Origin of the sequence: Nitrosomonas sp. (genome assembly GCF_021731985.1) — a bacterium.
Taxonomy (GTDB): Bacteria; Pseudomonadota; Gammaproteobacteria; order Burkholderiales; family Nitrosomonadaceae; genus Nitrosomonas.
The window spans coordinates 1-23738 of the sequence record NZ_JAKFWH010000064.1; the positions used below are offsets into that span (position 1 = coordinate 1).

23 protein-coding genes and 1 pseudogene are annotated in these 23738 nt (G+C 44.6%); 11 read left to right on the plus strand and 13 right to left on the minus strand.

Features of this window, described 5'->3' with window-relative positions:
* Window positions 1–335: 335 nt before the first annotated feature.
* The gene (locus tag QZ942_RS09405) at window positions 336–539 is read left to right on the plus strand and encodes a cold-shock protein (RefSeq protein ID WP_013964589.1); all 204 of its coding nucleotides are present in this window, start codon (window positions 336–338) and stop codon (window positions 537–539) included.
* Between the two features lie 88 nt (window positions 540–627).
* Here the strand turns inward: QZ942_RS09405 and QZ942_RS09410 are convergent, their stop codons facing one another.
* Together QZ942_RS09410 and QZ942_RS09415 are read right to left on the minus strand one after the other, a co-directional pair.
* On the minus strand, window positions 628–1035 hold the full coding sequence (locus tag QZ942_RS09410) for a DUF1353 domain-containing protein (protein ID WP_292994965.1): 408 nt from the start codon (window positions 1033–1035) through the stop codon (window positions 628–630).
* Window positions 1036–1120: 85 nt separating this feature from the next.
* Window positions 1121–2428 (minus strand): pentapeptide repeat-containing protein, encoded by a 1308-nt coding sequence (locus QZ942_RS09415; RefSeq protein ID WP_292994966.1) that lies wholly within the window; start codon window positions 2426–2428, stop codon window positions 1121–1123.
* Window positions 2429–2842: 414 nt separating this feature from the next.
* Here QZ942_RS09415 and QZ942_RS09420 point away from each other — a divergent pair, with 414 nt between their 5' ends.
* Window positions 2843–2995, plus strand: a complete 153-nt coding sequence (locus QZ942_RS09420; protein WP_292994967.1) for a hypothetical protein — start codon at window positions 2843–2845, stop codon at window positions 2993–2995.
* On the opposite strand, the pseudogene QZ942_RS14095 reads toward QZ942_RS09420, so the two are convergent.
* Window positions 2962–3078, minus strand: a pseudogene (locus tag QZ942_RS14095) (pentapeptide repeat-containing protein); the annotation flags it as partial. The gene QZ942_RS09420 and the pseudogene QZ942_RS14095 sit on opposite strands and share 34 nt — an antisense overlap.
* A gap of 141 nt (window positions 3079–3219) precedes the next feature.
* On the opposite strand from QZ942_RS14095, the gene argJ reads away from it, so the two are divergent.
* Genes argJ through QZ942_RS09435 form a run of 3 tightly spaced genes read left to right on the plus strand, consistent with a single transcriptional unit; the run spans window position 3220 to window position 6307 of the window.
* Window positions 3220–4446, plus strand: coding sequence for a bifunctional glutamate N-acetyltransferase/amino-acid acetyltransferase ArgJ (gene argJ, locus QZ942_RS09425; RefSeq protein WP_292994968.1), 1227 nt, complete (start codon window positions 3220–3222; stop codon window positions 4444–4446).
* Between the two features lie 11 nt (window positions 4447–4457).
* Window positions 4458–5330 carry an ATP-binding protein gene (locus QZ942_RS09430; RefSeq protein ID WP_292994969.1) on the plus strand — a complete coding sequence of 291 codons (873 nt, stop codon included), beginning with the start codon at window positions 4458–4460 and terminating at the stop codon, window positions 5328–5330.
* An 8-nt stretch (window positions 5331–5338) separates the two neighbouring features.
* Window positions 5339–6307: a Nudix family hydrolase gene (locus QZ942_RS09435; protein WP_292994970.1), complete on the plus strand. Its 969-nt coding sequence runs from the start codon at window positions 5339–5341 to the stop codon at window positions 6305–6307.
* Between the two features lie 37 nt (window positions 6308–6344).
* Here QZ942_RS09435 and QZ942_RS09440 read toward each other — a convergent pair whose 3' ends face one another.
* Both QZ942_RS09440 and QZ942_RS09445 read right to left on the minus strand, forming a co-directional pair.
* Window positions 6345–7481: a sensor domain-containing diguanylate cyclase gene (locus QZ942_RS09440; RefSeq protein WP_292994971.1), complete on the minus strand. Its 1137-nt coding sequence runs from the start codon at window positions 7479–7481 to the stop codon at window positions 6345–6347.
* On the minus strand, window positions 7481–7669 hold the full coding sequence (locus QZ942_RS09445) for a DNA gyrase inhibitor YacG (protein WP_292994972.1): 189 nt from the start codon (window positions 7667–7669) through the stop codon (window positions 7481–7483). The genes QZ942_RS09440 and QZ942_RS09445 overlap by 1 nt, the downstream gene beginning before the upstream one ends.
* 273 nt (window positions 7670–7942) lie before the next feature.
* Between QZ942_RS09445 and QZ942_RS09450 the strand changes: the two genes are divergently transcribed.
* From QZ942_RS09450 to QZ942_RS09465, 4 genes are all read left to right on the plus strand, one after another.
* Window positions 7943–8518 carry an RNA polymerase sigma factor gene (locus QZ942_RS09450; protein WP_292995045.1) on the plus strand — a complete coding sequence of 192 codons (576 nt, stop codon included), beginning with the start codon at window positions 7943–7945 and terminating at the stop codon, window positions 8516–8518.
* Entirely contained in the window at window positions 8515–9084 is a 570-nt protein-coding gene (locus tag QZ942_RS09455) for a DUF3619 family protein (RefSeq protein WP_292994973.1), read from the plus strand. The genes QZ942_RS09450 and QZ942_RS09455 overlap by 4 nt, the downstream gene beginning before the upstream one ends.
* A 348-nt stretch (window positions 9085–9432) precedes the next feature.
* Complete coding sequence (locus QZ942_RS09460; protein ID WP_292994974.1) at window positions 9433–11730, plus strand: ABC transporter ATP-binding protein; 2298 nt, start codon at window positions 9433–9435, stop codon at window positions 11728–11730.
* The gene (locus tag QZ942_RS09465) at window positions 11727–12200 is read left to right on the plus strand and encodes a DUF1854 domain-containing protein (protein ID WP_292994975.1); all 474 of its coding nucleotides are present in this window, start codon (window positions 11727–11729) and stop codon (window positions 12198–12200) included. The genes QZ942_RS09460 and QZ942_RS09465 overlap by 4 nt, the downstream gene beginning before the upstream one ends.
* Before the next feature lie 34 nt (window positions 12201–12234).
* Here QZ942_RS09465 and mnmE read toward each other — a convergent pair whose 3' ends face one another.
* The 5 genes from mnmE to rpmH all read right to left on the minus strand — a co-directional run bounded on the left by mnmE (window position 12235) and on the right by rpmH (window position 16490).
* On the minus strand, window positions 12235–13590 hold the full coding sequence (mnmE, locus tag QZ942_RS09470; protein WP_292995047.1) for a tRNA uridine-5-carboxymethylaminomethyl(34) synthesis GTPase MnmE: 1356 nt from the start codon (window positions 13588–13590) through the stop codon (window positions 12235–12237).
* Window positions 13591–13659: 69 nt separating this feature from the next.
* Window positions 13660–15585: a membrane protein insertase YidC gene (gene yidC / locus QZ942_RS09475; RefSeq protein WP_292994976.1), complete on the minus strand. Its 1926-nt coding sequence runs from the start codon at window positions 15583–15585 to the stop codon at window positions 13660–13662.
* Window positions 15586–15764: 179 nt separating this feature from the next.
* Window positions 15765–15974 (minus strand): membrane protein insertion efficiency factor YidD, encoded by a 210-nt coding sequence (yidD, locus tag QZ942_RS09480; RefSeq protein WP_292994977.1) that lies wholly within the window; start codon window positions 15972–15974, stop codon window positions 15765–15767.
* Complete coding sequence (gene rnpA, locus QZ942_RS09485; protein ID WP_366836342.1) at window positions 15962–16333, minus strand: ribonuclease P protein component; 372 nt, start codon at window positions 16331–16333, stop codon at window positions 15962–15964. The genes yidD and rnpA overlap by 13 nt, the downstream gene beginning before the upstream one ends.
* Before the next feature lie 22 nt (window positions 16334–16355).
* Complete coding sequence (gene rpmH, locus QZ942_RS09490) at window positions 16356–16490, minus strand: 50S ribosomal protein L34 (protein ID WP_292994978.1); 135 nt, start codon at window positions 16488–16490, stop codon at window positions 16356–16358.
* A gap of 367 nt (window positions 16491–16857) precedes the next feature.
* On the opposite strand from rpmH, the gene QZ942_RS09495 reads away from it, so the two are divergent.
* The gene (locus QZ942_RS09495; protein ID WP_292994979.1) at window positions 16858–17331 is read left to right on the plus strand and encodes a DUF5658 family protein; all 474 of its coding nucleotides are present in this window, start codon (window positions 16858–16860) and stop codon (window positions 17329–17331) included.
* Window positions 17332–18218: 887 nt separating this feature from the next.
* Window positions 18219–18917 carry a hypothetical protein gene (locus tag QZ942_RS09500; RefSeq protein WP_292994980.1) on the plus strand — a complete coding sequence of 233 codons (699 nt, stop codon included), beginning with the start codon at window positions 18219–18221 and terminating at the stop codon, window positions 18915–18917.
* A gap of 211 nt (window positions 18918–19128) precedes the next feature.
* On the opposite strand, the gene QZ942_RS09505 is transcribed toward QZ942_RS09500, so the two are convergent.
* Genes QZ942_RS09505 through QZ942_RS09515 form a run of 3 tightly spaced genes read right to left on the minus strand, consistent with a single transcriptional unit; the run spans window position 19129 to window position 23684 of the window.
* Window positions 19129–20475: a TolC family outer membrane protein gene (locus QZ942_RS09505; RefSeq protein ID WP_292994981.1), complete on the minus strand. Its 1347-nt coding sequence runs from the start codon at window positions 20473–20475 to the stop codon at window positions 19129–19131.
* Between the two features lie 5 nt (window positions 20476–20480).
* A complete protein-coding gene (locus QZ942_RS09510) occupies window positions 20481–21833 on the minus strand; it encodes an HlyD family type I secretion periplasmic adaptor subunit (protein WP_292994982.1) in 1353 nt (450 codons plus the stop codon).
* Between the two features lie 60 nt (window positions 21834–21893).
* Window positions 21894–23684: a type I secretion system permease/ATPase gene (locus tag QZ942_RS09515; protein WP_292994983.1), complete on the minus strand. Its 1791-nt coding sequence runs from the start codon at window positions 23682–23684 to the stop codon at window positions 21894–21896.
* Window positions 23685–23738: the final 54 nt, after the last annotated feature.

A 23738-nucleotide genomic window follows, 5' to 3' on the forward strand; every position in this document is an offset into this window, starting at 1 on the left:
GAAAACAAGAAATGAGGGTAATAATGCAAAAAATGATGCGATTCAGGTCAAAATTGGGCAAATTATCGCAATATTACATGATCACTCGGCTTGATCTCTACTGCGCGATGAGTTATTCAGCGTTTCCCTAGGTTCATCTTTAACTGGAATAATGTGGCGGTCATGCTGCTGCTATAAATAAATACTTGAACTTTTTCAGGAAACGTGTATCTTACCTATGTCTTTTGGATTCAAGTTATTAAATTGTGATGCTTTTGGTTGACCATTTTTCCTTGATATTCGATGGCTACTATGGATTACCATAGACGTAAATTTTTAATTATTAAGGAAATAACATGGCAACAGGTATTGTAAAATGGTTTAATGACGCTAAAGGTTTTGGTTTTATTACTCCAGACAACGGTGGAGAAGATTTGTTTGCACACTTCTCTGCAATCAATAGCAATGGTTTTAAATCATTGCGCGAAGCTCAACGCGTTACCTTTGATGTAACAACAGGGCCTAAAGGTAAACAAGCTTCAAATATTGTGCCTGAATAAATTAGAGTATCAATAACAAAAAACCCCGGATTTCCGGGGTTTTTTGTTGGTGAAACCAAATAATCATTTCTTTATTTCCTTTAAATCGTTACGGTGCGTGCAACAAATCCGATTTTGTATAGAGCCCGCCAAACAAATCCACCGCCAGGTAAACCAAATCCGCATTGAACTTGGGCATACCATCCTCAAGACAAATCTCTCGTAGTAACCAGTCCGCATTTTCACGTGCTTTTTGCGGCAGGTATTTCTCACGCATCAATTGATACAAAGCATCATGCACCAGCGAACCACGCATGATTTTTTGGGTATCGAAAACCGGCCCGCTGGCGCCATCCCAAGCATAATTCTTTTTGATCGTCAGCAAACCGCTCAAATCGAGATCGATAAATCTGGTCGAGATGGCATGCGGGGGGAGAATATTGGTTGGATACTGGAACTCCTTAAATAAATTGTATTTATAGTGGCGGCGTTCTTTGTAGCTGATGGTGCGATCCATTTTTACCCCTTCTTCGTGAATTAAAAGACAGATTCTAACTCTTCAAAGGCTATTCAAGTACTGTGCCTAGAACCAGGCCATCACCTTAATCAACAGCTTGCCATATTGCTCGCCAAGCTCGGCGGCGCTCGACAGATCTTTGTGCAAGTCTTTCAAAAATGCCAGGCTGCGCCGTGCCAGACTTTTTCGCTCGGTTTCCGGTTTCCGGTTTATGGCTGATGGCGGCGAGATCGCCGACGGCTTTCTGGGCTTCTTGTTTGTCGATGGCTGGCAAGTGGCTGTTGGCCAGCAACTGCTGTAATGCTTGAAGTGCGGTTTTCAGCTCGGCATCGGCAACCTGTTCGATATGATTGCTGACCATACTGTGATCGCCGAGATTAACGGCGGAATGGTTGATCGACGCGTTCTCGATGTGACGGCTATGATCATTCATGATTTCCACCTTAGGGTTTTCCATAGCTTTGTTGATAAACTGCGCCAGCAAGCTGTCGTGCTTGTCGCGCAATTCGGTTTCATGGTGATGATGGACTTCGGTTAACTCCAGCTTTTGCGTGAGCAATTGTTTCTCGTGTTCTCGTTGCAGTAAATTCATTTCCAAAGCCATTTTTTCTTTCACTTCGGCATACACAGCCGCCTTGTCTATGCTGTCATGGCTTTGCGTGCGCACCACCACCGATTCGTTTTTGCGCTCCAGGCTCTGGATGACGATATCGCCGCCTTGCTGTTTGATGCTTTCGATCGCGCGCAGCAAGGCTTGCAATTCATCCGGGCTATGCGCGATGAAGTCCACGGTGTTCGCGATTTCCTGGTATAGCTTACTGAATTCGCTGGGTTTGAATTCACCTTGCGGCGGGTTGCGCTCGCTGCGGTCGCGTTGGGTGTAGACGTATTCGCAGTCTACCCGGTCGAATTGCGTTTGCTTGTCCATGCTCCAATTATCGATGATCGCGCCGGTCATTGTTGCACCATTAAACCGCGCACCAAGCACCATCGCTTCGGAAAAATCGGCGTCGGTCAAATTGCAATCGCTGCAATCGGCTTCGCTCAAGTCGGCATGGTAAAAGTTACACTGGGAAAGGTTCAATCCCCGGAACGACAAGCCGCGCAGATTGAGATGGGAAAAATCCCGGTTATCCACTATACCGTCAGTCAATAACAGGCGCACTGCTTTGCGTTCCAGCGGTGAACCATATATCCAGGCCAAATGCAGGTTTTTAGCATGGGTGAAATCCGGTTGATGGAACTTGGCAGCGGCAAAACGTGCACCCGCCAGATCCGTATCGCTGAAATCGGTATGGGCGAGCGTGGCGCCGGCAAATTGCGTACCGCTCCAGCAACGCCACGCCAACGCATTGCGGTGCAATAACGCCAGCATTGGTTCTTCGGATTGCATCGCGTGGCGATTAAGATACCAACCGAATAACGAATAACGAATAGCTGATAGTTATCGCCACTCCCATTCCTACTCCTACTCCCGCTAGCACTAGCACTCCTATGTCCGCTTCCACTAGTACTCTTATTTCCTCTTCCATTATCACTAACACCACCGTTCCCGCTATTGCCGCTCCCACTACCGCTCCTACCGTCCCCACTATCGTTACCAATCCCGCTCCCGTTACCGCTATCGCTAAATAATGCCACCCAATGATCCGCCAAATCCCGGTATTTCAGCGCGACCCAAACTGACAGGCAGGTACTCACTGCAAGCAATAATACGAGAGCGAGGAAGTTGTAGCTACCCTCTGTGGTTGCATTGATCCCGGTTAGGCTCTTAAAAGCATCATTAATATAGAAAAAAGAAAGAAAATTGAAGATCAACGAAATAATTCCACAAGCACTGCCAAGTATGAAAGCCAATGCCCACTTGAATATAGTGCGTTGCTTATTGACCCCCATTGTCGCCCGGCAAAATTTGGCGCCGGTCAAATCAGCATTGCTGAAATCGCAGCTTTTCAACTGACAATCGGAAAAATCCGCGCCGCGCAAATCCTGCCCGCGGAAACTGCGGCCGTTCAAATTCTGTCCTGTGAAATTTTTATCCATGTGAAGTTGTTAGGGTTAAATGCTTGAGCCAATCATAGCGAAAATATGGCTCATTGCGGGAAAAATGATAGTGTAATTTCTGGAAAACATGATTGAAGATACGGTAGCATAGCGGCATTCTAATAACCGTGATGATTTACTATGCCTGTCAATATTCCTCCTCTAACTCCCGAACAATTGTTGCCCGTTGTGGGCGTAGCCCTTGGTATCGCTGAAGCCGGTATCAAAAAGGCGAACCGCAAGGATTTGCTGGTGATGCGGTTGGATGAAGGCGCCAAAGTAGCCGGGGTGTTTACGCAAAACCGTTTTTGCGCTGCGCCGGTGATTGTGGCAAAGCAGCATTTGGCGCAATCAGCCATCCGCGCACTGGTGGTGAATACTGGGAACGCCAATGCCGGAACTGGGGAGGCAGGGATTCAGCATGCTTTGGCGACTTGTTCCGAATTAGGCCGGTTATTGGGTTGCACGACACAGCAGATATTGCCGTTCTCGACCGGTGTGATCATGGAACCTTTGCCGGTGGATAAGATTATTCAAGGATTGCCCGCCGCGGTATCCAATTGCAAAGCGGATAATTGGTTCAACGCCGTGCATGCGATCATGACAACGGATATCGTGCCGAAAGCAGCATCGAAGCAGGTCCAGATCGGTGGCAAAACCGTGACGGTGACCGGCATCGCCAAGGGTTCCGGCATGATCCGTCCGAATATGGCGACGATGCTGGGGTATGTGGCGACCGATGCGGTGATCAGCCAGCCTTTGTTGCAGACAATGGTGCAGTATGCAGCGGACCATTCGTTTAATCGCATTACGGTGGATGGCGATACGTCGACCAACGATGCGTTCATTGTCGTAGCAACTGGAAAAGCCGGGAATGTGGAGATTACCCGGCAAGACAGCAGCGAATTCGCTCAATTGCAGCAAGCCGTGACCGCGATTGCCGCCGACTTGGCGAAAATGATCGTGCGTGACGGCGAAGGCGCGACCAAGTTTATTACCGTACAAATCGAAGCGGGCAAGGATGCGGAGGAATGTGCCAAAGTGGCTTATGCCATTGCCCATTCACCGCTGGTTAAAACAGCTTTCTTTGCGTCGGATCCCAATCTGGGACGTATTCTGGCGGCAATCGGATATGCCGGGGTTGATGATCTGGATGTGAGCGGGATTCAATTGTATCTGGACGATGTGCTGGTTGCGGAACAAGGTGGAAGAGCGCCGCATTATCGCGAAGCGGATGGGCAGCGCGTGATGAATCAAGCCGAGATTACCATCCGTGTGGTGCTGAATCGCGGTTCCGCTTCTACCACCGTATGGACCTGCGATTTTTCTTATGATTACGTTAAGATTAATGCGAGCTATCGCAGTTAAGCCAATATCCCATGAATGATTTAGACAAGCTCTATGAGCGGGCGGACAGGCTGCTCGATCACCTGGAGAAGTTTTTGCCGATTACACAACCGGAACCTGACTGGCAAACGGCGATAGCTTTTCGTTGGCGCAGGCAAGGGAATGCAGGGTATATCCAGTCGATTACACATCCGCACCGGATTGCGCTCGATGCATTGTGCGGCATTGACGATCAGAAGCAGCGGATTGACCAGAATACGCAGCAGTTTGTGCAGGGATTTTCTGCTAATAATGTGCTGTTGACCGGTGCGCGCGGCACGGGTAAATCTTCACTGATCAAGGCATTGTTGAATAAATATGCAGGCGATGGATTGCGCCTGATCGAGGTGGAAAAGCATCACCTCGTCGATTTGCATGACATTGTGGAAAGGATCTATCAGCGTCCGGAGCGGTTTATTTTGTTTTGTGACGATTTGTCATTTGAGACCGATGAGCCGGGGTATAAGGCGCTTAAGGTTGTGCTGGATGGGTCGATCGCCACGGTTTCCGATAATGTTGTGATCTATGCTACATCGAACCGGCGTCATATGGTGCCGGAGTTCATGCGCGATAATCTTGATACGCGGCACATCGGCGAGGAAGTGCATCCGAGCGAGGCGATTGAGGAAAAAATTTCGTTATCGGAGCGTTTTGGTTTGTGGGTATCGTTTTATCCGTTCGATCAGGATCAGTACCTGGAGATCGTGTGCTATTGGCTGGCTTATTTTGGAATCCAAGAAATGACCGCATTGGCGCGTACAGAAGCTTTGCAATGGGCTCTGGAACGCGGTTCACGCAGCGGGCGGGTAGCTTGGCAGTTTGCGCGGGATCTGGCGGGTAGACAAAAATCAGGCTGTGGTAATTAAAATAATTCATGCACCATTTATCTGCACCACTCGCTGAATCAATCCCAATCGTTGAAGTTGTCGCAGCTGTGATTTTACGGCCAGATGGGCAATTTTTGCTGGCGCGTCGGCCCGGAGGAAAAGTCTATTCCGGTTATTGGGAATTTCCCGGGGGCAAGGTTGAACCGAACGAATCGCTGTTGCATGCGCTGGAGCGTGAGCTGTGGGAAGAGCTGGGCATTCACGTTCGTCAAGCCCATCCTTGGTTAACAAGAATTTTTACTTATTCGCATGCTACGGTGCGCTTGCATTTTTTTCGTGTGGTGGAATGGGAAGGCAAGCCTTCGCCCAGGGAAAAACAAGGATTATCCTGGCAACAGCCACATCAAGTTGAAGTTTCTCCTGTCCTGCCTGCCAATGGCCCCATTTTGCAAGCGCTTTTGTTGCCGCCGGTTTATGCTATTACCCAAGCGACTGAGATCGGGATTGAACCGGCATTGAAGCAGATTGAACTAGCATTGCAGAATGGCCTGCGTCTGCTGCAAATTCGCGAGAAACAAATGGCGAAAGATGTACTGCGGGAATTTTCCATGCAGGTACTTGCTCTTGCGCAGTCTTATCAAGCAAAAGTGTTGATAAACGGCGATGCGGAACTGGCTCGTGAGTTGGGTGCCGACGGTGTGCATTTTGCGTCATCGCAACTGATGGCATTGTCGTGCCGTCCTGATCCGGAATATGGTTTATGTGGCGCATCTTGCCACAATGTCGAAGAACTTTTTGCAGCAGAGCAACTGGGGTTTGATTTTGTTGTGTTAGGACCGGTGCAATCAACGCTCAGCCATCCGGAAATATCGCCACTGGGCTGGAAAAGATTTGCCACGCTGATTCGTGATTATTCGTTGCCGGTTTATGCATTGGGCGGACTACATCCGGAAGATTTGCCGATAGCGCAGGAAATGGGTGCGCAGGGTATAGCCATGATGCGTGGTATCGTATAATTGATTGAAACGATGCAGCGGAAAACTGACTAATGGATTATTCCGTCATTTCATACGTTGCCGGATTGGTGTAAACCGCTACCTGATTCCTGCCGCCTTTTTTGGCGGCGTATAATGCTTTGTCTGCTCTGTCTAGCAGGGTTGTGCCGATAAACTCGGCATCGGGTGGTTGGGCGGTTAATAAGCTTCTTAAACTGGCCATGCCGATTGAAATCGATACATTGAATTGTTTGTCATGAAAATTCAAGGTTGTAGAATAAATCGCCTGGCGTAGACGTTCCGCGATTTCATGAGCAGCCTGTAGTGTTGTCGTCGGCAGCGCGACGACAAATTCTTCTCCGCCGTAACGCGCCACGATATCACAGGATCTGACTTGCTCTTTGATTAAGCTGACCATGTGCCGTAACACCAAGTCACCCGTTTGATGCCCGTACGTGTCATTTACATTTTTGAAATGATCAACGTCAAGAAACATGCAAATCAGATCATCATCCCAGCGGATACATCTGGCAATCTCATCTTTGAAACGCAAATCGAAATAGCGGCGATTATAAGCTTGTGTTAAAACATCCTGATAACTGACTTCCTTGATTCTTTGTTGGTTGAGGCAATTTTCTACTGCAACGGCAGTCATGGCTGACAGTTTCTGCAGAAAAAGCGTTCCAACACCTTGTTGGTAGCGGTTAATATCGTGGCTTAACAACAATAATGCGCCGATGATTCGATCGCTACGTAGCAGTGGCAAGAATGCAGCACTTCGAATTTGAGCTTTATTTTTTAAATTGACTGTCATCCAAGGGTATTTTTTTAATACTTCAGTACCCAACATCGGATGACTGACCAATGATTGGATGATCTCCGCATCTTTTAAGGTATCAAGAATCAGTAGTTTGTTCTCAAAATTCAAACGAGCTTCTTCATCGTGTTCAAAAAACAGGCGTTCGGTATCTCTATGATGATCAACGAGACATAACACAACATCCAGGAGCTGAAACCGTGCTATGGTTTGAGATAATAGTAAATCACGCAATTGTTTTGGCGTACTGGCTCCGATAATTTCGAAACCAAAAGTTTCATATAATTCCTGTTTTTTTTCATTGGCTCTGGCCTGTTTGATTAGATGATCCAGCTTGCGCTGTAATTGGCGATTCTTCTCATAAATCGACTCATCCATTAGATAGACTCATTTGTTTTATTGTCTTCCAGATTTTTCTCTGGCTCAGGAATTCGGTAAGATTCCTGAGCCCATTGTGACAAATCATTTGTTTTGCACCGTTCAGAACAAAATGGGCGAAAGCGGCTAGCCGGTTCCCAGATTACATGCTTACTACATTGAGGGCAATTGACTATGCGTTGTTGCATAAAAGTAGGTCTTTGTTGGGTTGTTAAACAATAAGTACTTTGTTTTAGCAAAATATAAGTAGAATAGTTATAAAATCATTGCGCACAGGCATTGATATTGGATTATCTGATATAAACTGCTACTAGGATAAATGAAGTCCATCTCCTATTCTTGCAGAAATTTAATATTGTTTCAGCTGTCATTATGATGTTTTTCTGAAGTTTTAAAAACTTCGCACCAGTTGGCTTTAATTTTTCAGATTACGTTTAATTTTTACTTAAAGGTTGGCAATTCTGGCTACTCGACAAGAACTTTCAGATTTTCTGGCTGGAACCGAGAAGCGCGCCTATAAACAAGCATTGTTTGCGGTTCATGATGAACATGTGGCATTGGATATTGTGCAAGATTCTATGATGAAGCTTGCGCTGAAATATGCTTCGAAGCCGACGGAAGAGTTACCACTTTTGTTTCAGCGTATCCTGCAGAATACCATTCGCGATTACTATCGGAGGCAAAAGATCCGTTCATTATGGACTACATTGTTTTCAGCATTTACACCCAATGATCAGGACAAGAACCAAGAAGACTTCGATATTCTCGAAACTTTACAGATAAAACCGGAATCCAATTTCACTAAAGAACCTGATGCGCAGCTAGAAAGATCCCAACTGATTGGTTTAATAGAAAAGGCAATAGAAATTCTTCCGGCACGTCAACGAGAAGCCTTCATACTGCGTTACTGGGAAGAGATGAGTTTAGCGGAGACAGCTTTAATTATGAAATGCTCGGAAGGGAGTGTAAAAACCCATTGTTCGCGGGCAGTTCATGCATTGGCAACAATTCTCAGGGAGAAAGGAGTGAAATTATGAACGAACAAGAGCTGGGAAAGGAAATTGCCAGATTTTTAGACTTCGGTGCTGATGAGACTATTAAGCAGAGTACTTTGTATCGGTTGCAATCAGCCCGTAGAGCGGCTTTGGAGAATTGCCAGCCCACATTGAGGATTATTAATTCAGGTGATGGCACTTCCGTTTACGGCGGACATGGCGAGCATTTTAATACTGGAAAGCTATTATTGCTGCTGATAGTGCTGTTTACTTTTGCCCTGGTGTCCGCAACTTATTGGCAATTCCTGGAAAAAAGTAAGTCAGCTATAGATAACACGATACTGGTTGATGACTTGTCGATAGATACGCATATGGGTGATGAATCTGAGCTGGGTGATGAATCATCGCTAGATGCTTATATTGACAATGTGCTTAAATTGGTTGATGACTTATCGGTAGACGCACATATTGATAATGAACCTGAACGGATTGATGACATGCCGACAGATGCGCGTATTGATGATGAGCCTGAATTGACTGACGAATTACCGATAGATACTCATGTTGATAATAATGAGCTTGATGAATGGTTAGATTCCAATAAATAGTTGTTATCAGGTTGTTTTTTATTTTCATTTGGTGTCTAGATAGAATCCGGCGAACTTTTCTGGAAAGAATTAAAGCCGTAGTAGCAGCGCGATCCAATCACAAATACAGCGCTGGTATCTACGAGTAATTCCAGAAAAATCTAGAAAAAGTTCTTAGACCTTGGTCTAACGGTTACCGGTTAGTATAAAATACGCGTTCATTTGATTGAGCGGAAATGATAAAAGCATGTTGTTGAAGAAGCTGTAGCTGTAAGCAAATTCTGCATCAATCCATTTGGTATTTGATCGCGCCTCGCCACTTAATTTTCTAGAGAAATTCTTATATTGTCTTTTCTTGCAGCTTAGCGAATGCAGCAAATCCAGAGTTTATCACTGAATAATCTCCCATCGATCTGGGTCGAAGCACTTTCTTCACAATTAATCGCTGAAGAAAATGTACTTGCCTGGCTTGAAATTGATCTCGATACACAACTCCATTTCGCCACCGGCCTTGTAGTGGTGACCAATAAGCGCTTACTGACCAAAATGGCAAGCGATGAAATTTGGCAAGAATGGTATTATCAGAAAGACTTATTGCTGGCGCAACGGGATTACGCCGGTGTCGGTTGTCTTGAATTATTTGATGCGCATGCACGGCTTGCTTATTGGCGTTACCGTTTAGGTAACGATATAGCAGTGAGTCGACTCATCGAATGCTTTACGCAACAACTCGACTATTATCTTACCGGTAAACTGCCGGTAGTAGCGGAGCATACACAGGTTCAATGCCCGAACTGTGCTGCATTTCTATCCTCTGAACAGGAAGAGTGCCCAGTCTGCGACAAACAGAGTCATGCACCACCTTCTACCTGGACATTATTGCGTTTGTGGCGCTTCGCAAAGCCCTACAAAGGCCGCTTGCTTATTGGATTTTTGTTGACCTTATGTAGTACCGCCGCAACATTGGTGCCACCCTATTTAACCATGCCGCTCATGGATAATGTGTTGATACCGTATCAGAATGGTCAACCGATCAATACGGATTTGGTAACGCTGTATCTTTCTGGTTTGCTGGTTGCAGCGGTACTTGCTTGGATGTTGGGTTGGGCACGAACGTATATGCTGGCACTGGTTTCGGAGCGCATCGGTGCTGACCTGCGTACCGCAACTTACGAGCATCTTCTCAATCTTTCCCAGGAATATTTCGGCGGCAAACGTACCGGTGATTTAATGGCACGCATCGGCGCTGAAACTGATCGTATTAATCTTTTTATTTCATTGCATTTGCTGGATTTTGCCACCGATGTCATCATGATTGTTATGACAGCCGTGATTCTAATTTCAATCAATCCGTGGCTGGCACTTGTGACGCTCGTGCCTTTGCCGATTATTGCATGGTTGATTCATCTGGTTCGGGACCGGTTGCGAATTGGTTTTGAGAAGGTTGATCGTATCTGGGCTGAAGTGAATAATGTGCTTGCGGATACTATTCCGGGCATCCGGGTGGTGAAGGCATTCGCACAGGAAAAGAGAGAATCGGCGCGTTTCCACGCCGCAAATCAGCGGAATTTGCAGATCAACGATCGTGTGAACAGAATCTGGTCGTTATTTACACCGACTGTTACGTTACTGACAGAAGTCGGGTTACTGGTTGTGTGGGTATTTGGTATTTGGCAGATATCGAAGGATGAAATTACAGTCGGGGTGCTTACCGCCTTTCTTGCTTATATTGGCCGTTTTTATATTCGACTCGATACGATGAGCCGTATTGTTTCCGTCACGCAAAAAGCCGCCGCGGGCACCAAGCGGATTTTTGACATTCTGGACCATGTTTCCAGCGTTCCGGAATCATCTAATCCTGTGCATTTGCCGGCAATCCAGGGGAAAATTGAATTGCGCAATGTCGGTTTCCGTTATGGAACGCGTAGCATCACGCGTGACATCAATCTGATTATCAAGCCCGGAGAAATGATTGGCTTAGTTGGGCACAGCGGTTCCGGGAAAAGCACCTTAGTCAATTTGATCTGCCGTTTCTACGATGTTACCGAAGGAATGATTCTGATTGATGGGCATGATATACGCTCGTTACCGATTGCTGAGTATCGCAAAAATATCGGGCTGGTTCTTCAGGAGCCTTTTCTGTTTTATGGCACCATTGCGGAAAATATTGCCTATGGTAAACCGGATGCAACACGCCCGGAAATTGTTTCAGCCGCTCGCGCGGCGCATGCCCATGAATTTATTCTGCGACTGCCCCATGGTTACGATTCGCTGGTAGGGGAACGTGGTCAAGCGCTGTCTGGTGGTGAGCGTCAACGTATCTCGATTGCTCGTGCACTATTGATTGATCCGCGTATTCTGATTTTGGATGAAGCGACTTCTTCGGTTGATACAACTACTGAAAAAGATATTCAGAAGGCATTGGATAATCTGGTGCGTGGCCGTACAACGATTGCCATCGCGCATCGCCTGTCGACTTTGCGCGAGGCCAATCGGTTGATTGTTCTTGACCGGGGTAGAATCGTAGAAATTGGAAATCATACTGAATTGATGGCGCGTGAAGGCTATTACTATCGTTTGTATCTGGCTCAAGCGCGTAATGTCGATACTGAGGATCGGGCCATTGTTTCCGTTGCGGAGCATAGTGCTGCGGGGGAACATAAATGAATGGTGCAGATAAGTATCAACTAAACCGGAATTCATATGGGCGATTGGTTTTTACCGACCGGACCGGCTTGATGCAAGAGGGTGTAGTGCCGGTACGATCATTTCCGATTACTGATCCAGATCAAGGGATTGCTTTGATTGATTCGCACGGCCATGAGTTATTGTGGATAGAGCGATTGGCTGATTTGCCGGAAGATTATCGTGTGCTCATTGAATCGGAGCTTGCGAGTCGTGAATTTGTGCCCGAGATAATGCGTGTTCTTAAGGTCTCAAGCTTTATTACACCGAATACCTGGCAAGTTGAAACGGATCGCGGCGAGTCTACTTTTCTACTCAAAGGTGAAGAAGATATCCGCCGTTTAACAGTGTCATCGTTGATGATTACAGATAGCTATGGCATTCATTTTCTGATTCGTGATCGCTTGGCGCTTGATCGCCATAGCCGTAAATTGCTGGATCATTTTCTTTAATACCAGTTCTCGGTTTATAGCAAAGAAAAAGATGCTATTTTCCGATGCAGAAATGAGAAAAAATTTCTCCAAGCAGATCATCAGCAGTAAATTTCCCTGTTATTGCCGATAGGGCATGTTGTGCAAGTCTGAGTTCTTCGGCGAGCAGCTCCAACTGCGATTCATTTTCAGTGAATATTTGTGCATTTTGCAGATTTTCCTTGGCTTGTTTCAGCGCTTCCAGATGGCGCTGCCTGGCCATAAAAACCCCCTCTCCGGAGTGATTGAATTGCCAGCCGACGATATCCAGTATTTTTTCGCGTAGCAATTCGATGCCTGCGCCAGTTTTAGCAGAAAGATGAATGCTGATATCGGTTCTTTCACCTTCAATTCTTGGCCGCTGATTCAGAAGATCAATTTTGTTGAATACAGTGATCAGGGGCTTGTCACAAGGGATACATTTCTGTATTTGATCTTTTGTATCAGGCTGATGTTGACTGCTATCCACCAACTGAAGCACCATGTTGGCATTCTTAATCGCAGCATGCGTGCGTTCGATACCTTTTTGTTCGACAACATCACTGGTTTCTCTCAGACCCGCTGTGTCGGTAATATGAATGGGTATGCCGGCAATGGCAATAGTTCTTTGGATAGTGTCACGAGTGGTTCCTGGGATTTCTGTAACGATGGCGGCATCATCCTCAACCAGCTGGTTCAATAAACTGGATTTGCCTACATTGGGTGCGCCTACGAGGACAATTTTGATCCCTTCCTGCAATAAGTTTCCTCGCTGTGCTGCGATGAATATTTGCTCAAATTGGGTACGAATATGACTCAGTCTTTCCTTGATGCGCGATGCCTGCAAATTATCAATCTCATCTTCTGGAAAATCGAGAATTGCTTCTATGAGCATGCGGAGCGTGATCAATAAACTTACCAGCTCATCAATCCTGGCAGAGAATTGGCCTTGCAAAGAATTAATCGCGCAACGTGCAGCCTCATGGGTGCTGGCTTCGATGATGGCAGCTACGCTTTCGGCCTGGATTAAGTCAATTTTATTATTCAGGTAAGCGCGTAGTGTAAATTCCCCCGGTTGTGCTAGGCGAGCACCCGCAGAAAGGCATCGGTTAAGCAACAGATTCATGATTGCTGGGCCGCCATGTCCTTGTAATTCAAGTATGTCTTCGCCAGTGTATGAGTTGGGTGCCGGAAAATAAAGCGCAATACCTTGATCAATGATCTGGCCATTTGCATCCAGAAATTTGCCGAAGCAGGCGTAGCGCGGTTCTGGGATTTTCCCCAGTATCGTCTCTGCCAAGTGTTGCAGATTACTGCCGGAAATACGTATTACGCCAATTCCACCTTTGCCAGGGGGTGTTGCGATAGCTGCAATGATATCGGGGCTTACTATGAATGATCTCCATGGATACTACTTAAATTACCGGTTATTCATGATGCTAAATAACCGGTAAATGATAGTCTATTTCTTCTTTGCTCTCTTACTAGCAGGTGCGCTTTTTGTTTTTGCCGGTGCTTTATTTTGAGCGGGTACTGCTGCGGCAGGTGATTGCGGTTTTTCGTTTTGCGCAGTGTTTGCAACAGATATTACTTCTTCCTTGACTGTGTTTTCGTCATCAGCAGCAGAGGGAGCAAGCAGTTGAGATTTCTCTGTAGCAGTTTCTGGTTTGTCCTTTCTTTTTTTCTTATTTTTGTCCTTGTTAGCTTCTTCTTCAGCTTTGTTTTCGTACATCCGCGTTATTTGCCATTGCTGGGTGATCGAAAGGATATTGTTACAGAGTGAATAAAGTACGAGTCCAGACGGGAAAAAGAAAAAGAAAATGCTAAATGCAATAGGCATAATCTGCATTACTTTTGCCTGCATTGGATCTGCAGGTGTAGGGCTGAGTTTAGATTGGATCCACATTGATACGCCCATAATTACCGGGAGTACATAATACGGATCAGGTACAGACATATCAGTGATCCATAATGCAAACGGTGCATAGCGCAATTCAACAGCAGCCATTAATGTCCAAAACAAAGCAATAAATACGGGAATCTGGACTAAAATTGGCAAACAGCCGCCCATCGGGTTAATTTTTTCTTCTTTGTAAAACTCCATCATCGCTTGATGCATACGCTGACGATCACTGGCGTATTGTTCACGTATTCGCTGCAATTTAGGAGTAACTACCCGCAGTTTAGCCATGGAGCGATAGCCGGCTGCAGATAGCGGGAAAAATATCAATTTGACAGTCAACGTCAGGAGAATAATTGCTGCACCCCAGTTGTCTGTCCACGAATGATAAAAAGAAAGCAACCAAAATAATGGCACAGCAAGTACTGTCAACCAGCCATAGTCAACTGTAAGTTCAAGTCCCGGTGCCAGCTCAGCAAGTTTATTTTGCTCCTGAGGGCCTGCGTAGAAAGGCATTGTTATGTTTTTAGTTTGCCCTGGTTCAATCGTACCAAGGGGTGCAATAACACCGGCTGTATATTGGTTAGGCGCCAGTTGTTTTGCGTAATACTCACGGGGCGTATTCTGTGCAGGTAGCCAGGCAGTCAAGAAATAGTGCTCAAGCATAGCTATCCAGCCATTATCTGCATTGGTTGGGTATTCTGCTTTATTTTTATCTAGGTCAGAAAATTTTATTTTTAGAAATTTATCCGCCTCCGTATACATTGCAGCTCCTGTATAGGAGTGAACCATTGTACTGGCATCGGTAGGGTCGTTTGCATCCCGGAACATCTGAAAATATGAGAATGGAATAATTGTAGTATCACTATGATTTTCTATCTCAAAATTGACATCTATTACATAGCTGCCGCGATGGAAGGTATAAATCTTGGCTACTTGTATACCATCCATTTCGGGTGCCAGGAGACGTATCACTATCTTGTCCTGACCAGGCTCAAGTTCATAGCTATAATTATTCGAATCTATCGTATATTTTGTTTTGTGATTAGGTAATCCATCGCCGATCAACCCTGATTGTGCAACATGGAATCGCGCGGTTTTATCCAATAATAGTTCGTATGGTTTATTTTTATCTTCTCTGGATGGGTGTTGGATTAAACCAAGTTGCCGTATATCGCCGCCTGCTGTGTCAATTTCAGCAACGACCATATCCGTTTTGATGTGAATTTTTTCCCCTATTGTGAATAGATTAGGCGTTACGGATGGGTTGCCGTTTTCTATTCCGGAAGAAATTCCAGGTTCCCCGGTTGACGAAGACAATTCATCGCCTGGCACTGGTAACGGGTCATGACGCTGATTTGATGAATTCGAGGCCGCTCCGGACATTACTTGTGAAGCAGACGGGTATAATTCTTTTTGCCACGCGTCCCAAAGAAAAAGTAACGAGGTGGAGAAAATGATAATAAGTACAAGTTTTTTTGTTTCCATTATTTATCTGATCAGGTTGGTTTTTTTCGACAAAACTGCTTGTGTGCGATGCGTGTCAGTTGATCGTGCAATTGGGTTCTTTGCTGTATTTTCATTTTATGGCAGAGCTACGTCGTCGATAGTTTTGTAGGTATAAAGTAGTAAATTTTCTATGTGCGATAGCGGGAATTAATACTTAATCAGGGAACCGGCTCGTAACCACCTTTACTCCAAGGATTACATCGCAGTATGCGCCAGATACTTAATCGTGTTCCATGGAGTAGCCCATATTTTGCGTATGCCTCACAGGCATATTGTGAGCAGGTTGGGCTAAAACGACATGAAGGTGCCGAAAGTGGGCTGATGCAGTACTGGTAGAATTTTATAAAGGCAATAATTAACCGTGACATTGCTGTAGCTGGTGCATTAATAATTGCGTTTCAGTGGCCAGTTTTATCGATTCATTCCTAGCAACAGGACGTCGTAATCGTATTACCCAATCTATTTCATTTGTTTCATCGTTGAGCCGGTTTCTACGAAATGTCTCTCGCAGTATACGTTTAATCCAATTACGTTTGACTGCGTGCTGTTCGATTTTCTTTGAAACGATTAGCCCAAGCCGCGCATAACCAAGTCCATTCGGCTTCATATAAATCTGGATTAAATCACCACTAACCTGATATTTTAAATTAATTATTGCAGCAAATTCTGTTGCTTTATGTAATCTGCAATTTCTCGGCAGGGTATGAATTTCAACAAATCTAAAAATAAAAAATTTTTATCCAATAAAATTAAACACTCAATCGTGCACGGCCTTTTGCGCGACGAGCGCGAATCACGGCAGCACCACCACGTGTTTTCATGCGCACAAGAAACCCATGGGTACGCTTTCTTCTAGTAACGGAAGGCTGATAAGTACGTTTCATTTTTCTCTCTAAATTTATTTAGTCAATGGAACCGCGTATTAAAACTTGTTATGGGGTCTTATGTCAATATCCTTTTTATGAATCAACTGCTACCCCGCATAAAATAGCATGAGTAATAGGCGTAAGTATGAGTGATAAGTAATTGATAATTTATTAATAATTGTGTATTTAAATAGTGAAGCGGTTTCTTTACTTGATTACAGTTTTCATAAAACGACTTTACATTTTTATAACTGTATGGTAATTAGAGTGGAAATGGTTATTTGTTATGGAAGATCTTGTATTTATTATCCGATAAGATAATTTAATCGGGGGTAAAAAAGTAGCTGTTTTTATTATATGACTAAATAATGCATGTGGGGTTTGTATGGCTAATGCGGTCGCAATTTCTAACAATCGAAGTCGGGATCGTCGTCAAGGTATGCCTTTTTTCTGTCCTTTTCATTTGGGAATAAAGACTGGCAGGAGAGTTGTTGAACGTAGAGCAACGGATAGAGGAGGGGCAGTGTATGTAGATTGTTATGCAGGACATTTGATGCTGTGTACCATCGCTATTCTATTCTTGAGTATTGGTGACGCTATTTTTACTCTGAACATCTTAGCTAATGGAGGTGAAGAACTTAATTGGTTGATGGCGATTCTTATAGAAGACAGTGTGGAAAAATTCGTTGTTTTCAAGTTGGCACTCACATCAATGGCGCTTATATTGCTTGTCATTCACCACAACGTTCAGCTGACTGGTGGAATGCGAGTAAGGCATCTTAAGTATATGGTTTTAATTGGGTACAGTGTATTAATTGGCTATGAGCTATATTTGCTGGAATTAGCTGCTGCATATTGATGATGGTTAAGCGGCGAGAATAGAGAAGCTATCGAGAATCCCGGCAATTGATTTTTCTTTTCATGCAGACTCAATTGGGAATATACCAGTAAATCATTTGTAACTGTTTCCGCTTTATCTTAAAAAAATCGATGGGGCAATGAAAGGGAAGGGAATGAATTTGATGGACTGGCAGAAGCAACCTTAACAGAGAAAGATTGATTCGGAGCTCTGGTGCAGCAAAGGCGGGTAGATAGTTTTCGTTGTTCACATTATTGTGTATGCTGACATGGACATGGTTTCGGATTACTGGACTCCCTAGCTGGGAGTGTGCGGCCGAATTATAGATGTGCCGTCGCTGACGGTTTTTTGGTCTTTCATTTCATCAACTGCGACCGATTAAGTATTTCTGAGCCATATACTTGATTTTTTCAGAAGAAGGTGACTTTTTTACCTTACGTTTATCCAAGTCATATCATGACTCATGGAATGCTGCGATCAGGAAGTGCTATTGCTGGTTGCTGAACGGTTTCTTTCGCCTGATCATAGTGTGTGTGAAGTATGCAATCTGCATGCAGAGATTGCAATATTCAAACTCATATCGCATGTATGCTTCTTCTTATAGAGCCGATGTGTGGCTACCCTGAGTGCAATGCCACTGAAAATCTTTATGCGTAACAAACATACTTTATGAGTCTGTCGAACTTTAGACTGATCTGCAGTACCAGTGGGAACAGCGGTTCATATTTCCACAATTCTTCGCTGCAGAGTCTCGTTATGCGCCTCAAAATTGTAAGAATCTGTTCTTACTGTTTTGCATGGTTCGCTACGATTGCTCAAGTTCGGCAGATTCCCAGCCGATTCAATATCTTTATCGTGGCTTATATTATTCTTCAAGCGGGTGATCAATGCTTAAAAAAATAATGCTCTTATGTTTTCTACTCTGGAATACCACCGTACTAGCAATAGATGCTGATTTCTCTAGGTCTTTTGTAGTTCCTGAAACATCAGGAGTTAATAGCTTAACTATCGGTGGTATCAATGCAAGCGGCAATACCTATAAAGTTAATTTTAATTTACGCGGTGACTTAACATTCGCTATTGCTGATGCACAAGTGGAGAAAAATATTAATGAGCAATTAGAACAGGAATTAAGAAATACCACTTGGAAAGGGACATACGAAGCTTCTGATAGTATTCTACAAACAACTTTGCAACTTGTGGTTGTACAATACGGGTATGTGGGTGGTGAGATCACTCATAAAGGTGCAGGAGATAGTCATCTGAGTGCAAGAGTGACTGGCGACATAATCACTCAGTTTAAAATTAATGATGAGTTCATTGATGAAGACAGAATTGATCCAGACATCCTAGCAAATATATCAAGTGATACAGAGAATCGCCAACTGATTAGAATTAAGCGGACGCGAGCGCTGGAGTTTAATAGTGCTAGTTCTTCTGTCAATTCTGGGTGGAATGCTAATAGAGAGTATCGCCTCTTATTAGAAGGTAATGTGCTATCAGGAGTAGTTGGAATTCCGAATGAGATTTATGGTACAAATGATACAAAGACAGGCAGTGGAAGCATTACATTGGTTAAACAATAAATAAAAATGTTGCAGAAATTTGTTGGGTCTTTGCGCGGAAAAAGTATTCAAGCTGGTCCTGATGAAAACATAGCTTTCAATCAATTTAGCGGCGTATTCAAACTTGGATTTACCCGGTATTCATGTAAATTGCGATGGTGTTGCAGCAGTGACTACTGTCAGGAAACACTAAAGAAGAATGGTGTTTAATCAACACGGGTTGATTACAGAATCAGTTTTGAGTTATAAAATAACTTGCTATGTTTCTTAAGTCATCGAGTACCAGTGTACCAGCAGCTAACTGTAAGCGAAGATATGCGAGCATATAATTATATCTTGCCTCTGCGAGATCGCGCCGAGCGGTATGTAATTGTTGTTGAGCATCTAAGAGATTCAGATTAATCCGTATCCCGCCCCGAATGCTTTTCTGTGTAGCTTCAACAAGTAATTCAGCGGATTTGACAGCGAGTTCTAGCGATTCGATTCTTTTCACACCGCTGAGTAATAGATTATATTGTTTACGCAGTTCAACAAGCACTTTATCGGTCATCGCATCGAGATCGGCTTCTGCTCGGGCATGATTAGCCTTTGCCTGAGCAGTGAGCGCATTCACGCGGCCTCCTGCATATAGAGGTATATTAACTTCTACGCCAACCGTGGCCAGATGAACATCCTGATTGGCAGTAACAAATGATCCTGCCTTGTTTCGCGTTAAGCTGGCCACGAGATCTACACGAGGAGCATGGCCAGCGTGGTTTTTCCTGATTTCTTCCTTACCGGATGTTACGGCATGACGTTGTGTCACTATTTCAGCATTGCGCTCAAGCGCTAATGCGTACCAGTTATCGTAGTCTTGCAGTTGGATGGAGCGAGAACTGAACATGTCAGATAAACGATCCAACTGGGTAATTTTATGTCCTACAATTGACCCAAGTTTAAGTTGAGCCCCCTCCAGTTCATCATTGGCTTCAATAACGCGTGCTTGTGCAATAGCATGCTTAGATTGTGTCTCAAGCACATCGGTAGTAGTTCCTTCGCCTTTCTGTAGCATGCGTTCATTAACGCGTTTTAGTTCTTCAAGGGAGTCGCGTTGTTTCTCAGCAAGCTTTACGTGATCCTGTGCCAATAATGTTTCCACATAGGCTTCTACCAACCGGACTACAAGTTGCTGACTACGACCGTTAAATTTCGCGCGATTGGAGTCAGCTTGCGCTTTGCCTTGACGGTAATTGGCGACAGCTTCCATATTAATCAAGGGTTGGCGCAAAGTTAAACTGCTGACTTGGCTATCAAAATTAAGTGATTGTGCACCTGCTGCACCAGCAGCACCCGATAGCTCTCTTGTTCCTGTGTTTTTGCTTTGCGTGTGGGTGATGGATAAATTAGGCAATAAACTAGCTAAGCCGATAGCTTCTGCTTGTTGCCCCGCTTCATTTTCATGGAACGCAGAACGGTAGATTGGGTCATGCATTAATGCGGCCTCGTAAGCATCTAGCAGACTCAATGCATGCGCATGGTTAGCCTGGCTGAACAGAATAATACAGACTAAAACAAAAATCTTTTGGCAGGTGAATATCATCGCAACTATTCTTCACTTAGGGATGAGTGAACACGATCAAGTATTGGTTTGAATAAATAACTCATTAATGATCGCTCACCTGTTTTAATAAATATTTCTACCGGCATGCCTGCTCTGATCTGTTGATCGGACAATTGCTTCATACCATCAGCAGTCACCTTAGCTTTCATATTGTAATATGGAAGACCGGTTCGCTCATCCGTTAGGCGATCCGCTGACACTTGAGTGACGGTGCCCGGGATATTGGGTGTTTTCTTTTGATTAAGAGCGGAAAAAATCAGATCCACAGAAAGGTCAATATGGACTTTGTCAATTAAATGCACGGGCACTTGGCCTGTAATGACCAGAACATCATCACTCGGAACGATATCCATTAGCTTAAATCCTGGCCCGATAACGCCACCTTCAGTAAATACATTCATGCCTACCACGATACCATCAACAGGTGCTCTAACTTCTACGTTAGCTAATTCAAAATCTTGCCCGCTCAAACGGCTGCTTAGACTATCTGCTTCGCGTTGTATGTCAGATAGTTGCTGGCGTACTTCTTTCTGGTATTCCTGTTGCCTTTGAATGCGACGCTGTTCCAGCTCTGTTATCTGGCGTTGTGTGCGGCCGATATTGCCGATATCCGAGGAAATTTCTCCTGCTAGTTGTGAATAGTTGCGTTCAAGATCCAGAACCCGGTTACGGGGTACAAAACCATCTTTTGCCAGGTCACGCAGATTTACAAGTTGTTCTTCCAGGAATTTCAACTGCTGGTTTTTACTGATCTTTGATGCTTCAAGCCCGCGCAGTTGTACTTTTAAACCGGCAGTGCCTTCATCGAGGGCGGCTATTTCATGTTGCAAGGCCAGCCTGCGCGATGTGAATAATTGATTTTGTATGATGATATTATTGGCAACGCGTGGATCACTTTGCAGTGACAATAATTCTGCAGGAAATTTAATTTCATTTTCGCTATCACGCTCTGCCAATAAACGTGCTTCTACTGCACGCGCAGTATAAAGCTGGCTACGGGTTATTTCGGCCTGCGCTTTGATTTGAACATCATTCATGCGTACCAGGATCTGCCCCACTTTAACATGATCACCTTCCTTCACCAGAATGCTGTCTACAATGCCGCCAGTTTGATGCTGTACCGCTTGGAGGTGACTGGCGACGGTGACTGTACCTGAAATCGGCACACCTTTATCCAGCGGTGCGAAAGATGCCCACAAAATAAATCCGCCAAAGCCCGCCAGAACGATCCACCAGCCAAGCTTGGTATGTTGCGTTTCATCAGTTTCAACCTGATTGGATAGATCGACTGGAACAGTCTCAATAATTGTCTTTTTTTCTTCAGCTACAAGCTTCATTATTATCCCTGCTCGATGATCGATACTTTCTCAATGTGCAATTGAGCGGCGCGCCATAATTTATTCAGTTTTGGAGTCAGCTGCATTGGTAGTTTGAGTCGTTTGGTTTTGAGTGGCTTGCTTTTTGGCTTCTTGTTGTGCCAAAAGCGCTTGTTGTGTTTGCTGCTGTTGTTGGGTCAATGCTTCGATGACTTGATTAGTCGGGCCAAACATTTTTGCCACGCCATCATGTAATAATAGCAGCTTGTTGGTTGCACTGATAATGCTAGTGCGGTGAGTAATCAAGACAATGGTTTTTCCACGTTTACGCAAATCAATGATGGCTGCCAGAAGCGCTTGCTCTCCCACATCGTCGAGGTTCGAGTTGGGTTCATCGAGAACAATCAATGATGGATCATCATACATGGCACGCGCTAAGCCGAGACGCTGTTTCTGTCCACCAGAAAGGCCTGTGCCGCCATCACCCAGCGGTGTGTCGTAGCCGGAGGGCATATTCAGAATCAATTCATGAACACCCGCTCGTTTGGCTGCCAGAATCACCTTATCCGCGTGCACTTCGCCGAAACGCGCAATATTCTCGGAAACAGTGCCGGCGAATAATTCAATATCTTGAGGCAAGTAACCGATATACGGACCCAGTTCATCCTTGTTCCAGAGATAAACATCCGCGCCATCCAATCTTACTTTTCCTGCAGCAGCTGGCCATACACCAACTAGTAGGCGTGCCAAAGTGGATTTTCCAGATCCACTCGGACCAATAATGCCGAGAACCTCACCGGCAGCTAGGGAAAAAGTTAATCCTTTGATAACAGCAACCTTACCGCCAGGTGGAGCCGCTGTAATATTCTCAACAGAAATAACGCCTTTCGGTTTAGGTAACGCCATGCCTGCTTCGCGCGCCGGATTTTGTTCGAGCAATTTAGTTAAGCGCTCATAAGCACTCCGCGTGCCGCCAATTTGTTTCCACACACTGATTAATAACTGGACCGGTGCAACGGCTCTACCAAATAGTATTGAGCCAGCAATCATCATTCCGGGGGTAATGCTGTTATCTAAAACCAGTAAAGCACCTAATCCCAGCATGAGTGATTGCAATGCCACGGTAAAAGATTTAGACAGTGCGGTGACAATACCTGCTTTTTCACTCGCTTCAGCTTGTAAGTTAAGAAAACGGCTATGCAGTTTATACCAGCGTGATTGAATATTGGGCAGCATACCCATGGCTTCAATCACTTCGGCATTGCGCAAATTATTGGATGCCACATTGGTCGAAGCGACTGCCATTGAATTCGCCTCGGCTAAAGGTTTGTGCGATATTTTTTCATTAATATAGGCCAAAATGAATAATAGGGTTGTACCACATAAGGCGAAAGCACCCAGAGCAGGATGAAACATGAATATAACGAATATATAAATTGGAAACCAGGGTGCATCAAAAAAGGCGAACAATGCGTTGCCGGTTAAAAATTGCCGCAAATTGGTCAGATCTTTTAAAGCTTGCCCGGCATTGTTATTGCCTTGTTTTAAGTTTTCCTCAAAAGCCGCAGTATAGACGCGTTTATTCAATTTCATGTCGAGCTGAGCACCGACGCGAATCAATACAAAACTCCGCACATATTCCAGTGCACCCATAAAAGCATAAGCACCCAGCATGATCAGTGTCAGCATTAACAGAGTCATTTCGTTGCGGCTGGTTAATACGCTGTCATAGAGCTGCAGCATATAAATGGCCGGCATGAGCATCAGCATATTGATAACTGCGCTAAAAACACCAATGTTTCTAAAGGTTTTTTTAAAGCTGATCAGTACCTGAGCAATTTCATTCTGAGGCGCTTTAAATTTGAATTTCATTTATCAACACCATGATATTGTGTAACTCATTCAATAATTGCAATATGCTGAATT

What these genes read in the sequence shown, in the direction of transcription:
- QZ942_RS09405 (WP_013964589.1), top strand. Translation starts at nt 336, where the DNA reads ATGGCAACAGGTATTGTAAAATGGTTTAATGACGCTAAAGGTTTTGGT.
- QZ942_RS09410 (WP_292994965.1), bottom strand. Translation starts at nt 1,035, where the DNA reads ATGGATCGCACCATCAGCTACAAAGAACGCCGCCACTATAAATACAAT.
- QZ942_RS09415 (WP_292994966.1), bottom strand. Translation starts at nt 2,428, where the DNA reads ATGCAATCCGAAGAACCAATGCTGGCGTTATTGCACCGCAATGCGTTG.
- argJ (WP_292994968.1), top strand. Translation starts at nt 3,220, where the DNA reads ATGCCTGTCAATATTCCTCCTCTAACTCCCGAACAATTGTTGCCCGTT.
- QZ942_RS09430 (WP_292994969.1), top strand. Translation starts at nt 4,458, where the DNA reads ATGAATGATTTAGACAAGCTCTATGAGCGGGCGGACAGGCTGCTCGAT.
- QZ942_RS09435 (WP_292994970.1), top strand. Translation starts at nt 5,339, where the DNA reads ATGCACCATTTATCTGCACCACTCGCTGAATCAATCCCAATCGTTGAA.
- QZ942_RS09440 (WP_292994971.1), bottom strand. Translation starts at nt 7,481, where the DNA reads ATGGATGAGTCGATTTATGAGAAGAATCGCCAATTACAGCGCAAGCTG.
- QZ942_RS09445 (WP_292994972.1), bottom strand. Translation starts at nt 7,669, where the DNA reads ATGCAACAACGCATAGTCAATTGCCCTCAATGTAGTAAGCATGTAATC.
- QZ942_RS09455 (WP_292994973.1), top strand. Translation starts at nt 8,515, where the DNA reads ATGAACGAACAAGAGCTGGGAAAGGAAATTGCCAGATTTTTAGACTTC.
- QZ942_RS09460 (WP_292994974.1), top strand. Translation starts at nt 9,433, where the DNA reads ATGCAGCAAATCCAGAGTTTATCACTGAATAATCTCCCATCGATCTGG.
- QZ942_RS09465 (WP_292994975.1), top strand. Translation starts at nt 11,727, where the DNA reads ATGAATGGTGCAGATAAGTATCAACTAAACCGGAATTCATATGGGCGA.
- yidC (WP_292994976.1), bottom strand. Translation starts at nt 15,585, where the DNA reads ATGGAAACAAAAAAACTTGTACTTATTATCATTTTCTCCACCTCGTTA.
- yidD (WP_292994977.1), bottom strand. Translation starts at nt 15,974, where the DNA reads ATGTCACGGTTAATTATTGCCTTTATAAAATTCTACCAGTACTGCATC.
- rpmH (WP_292994978.1), bottom strand. Translation starts at nt 16,490, where the DNA reads ATGAAACGTACTTATCAGCCTTCCGTTACTAGAAGAAAGCGTACCCAT.
- QZ942_RS09495 (WP_292994979.1), top strand. Translation starts at nt 16,858, where the DNA reads ATGGCTAATGCGGTCGCAATTTCTAACAATCGAAGTCGGGATCGTCGT.
- QZ942_RS09500 (WP_292994980.1), top strand. Translation starts at nt 18,219, where the DNA reads ATGCTTAAAAAAATAATGCTCTTATGTTTTCTACTCTGGAATACCACC.
- QZ942_RS09505 (WP_292994981.1), bottom strand. Translation starts at nt 20,475, where the DNA reads ATGATATTCACCTGCCAAAAGATTTTTGTTTTAGTCTGTATTATTCTG.
- QZ942_RS09510 (WP_292994982.1), bottom strand. Translation starts at nt 21,833, where the DNA reads ATGAAGCTTGTAGCTGAAGAAAAAAAGACAATTATTGAGACTGTTCCA.
- QZ942_RS09515 (WP_292994983.1), bottom strand. Translation starts at nt 23,684, where the DNA reads ATGAAATTCAAATTTAAAGCGCCTCAGAATGAAATTGCTCAGGTACTG.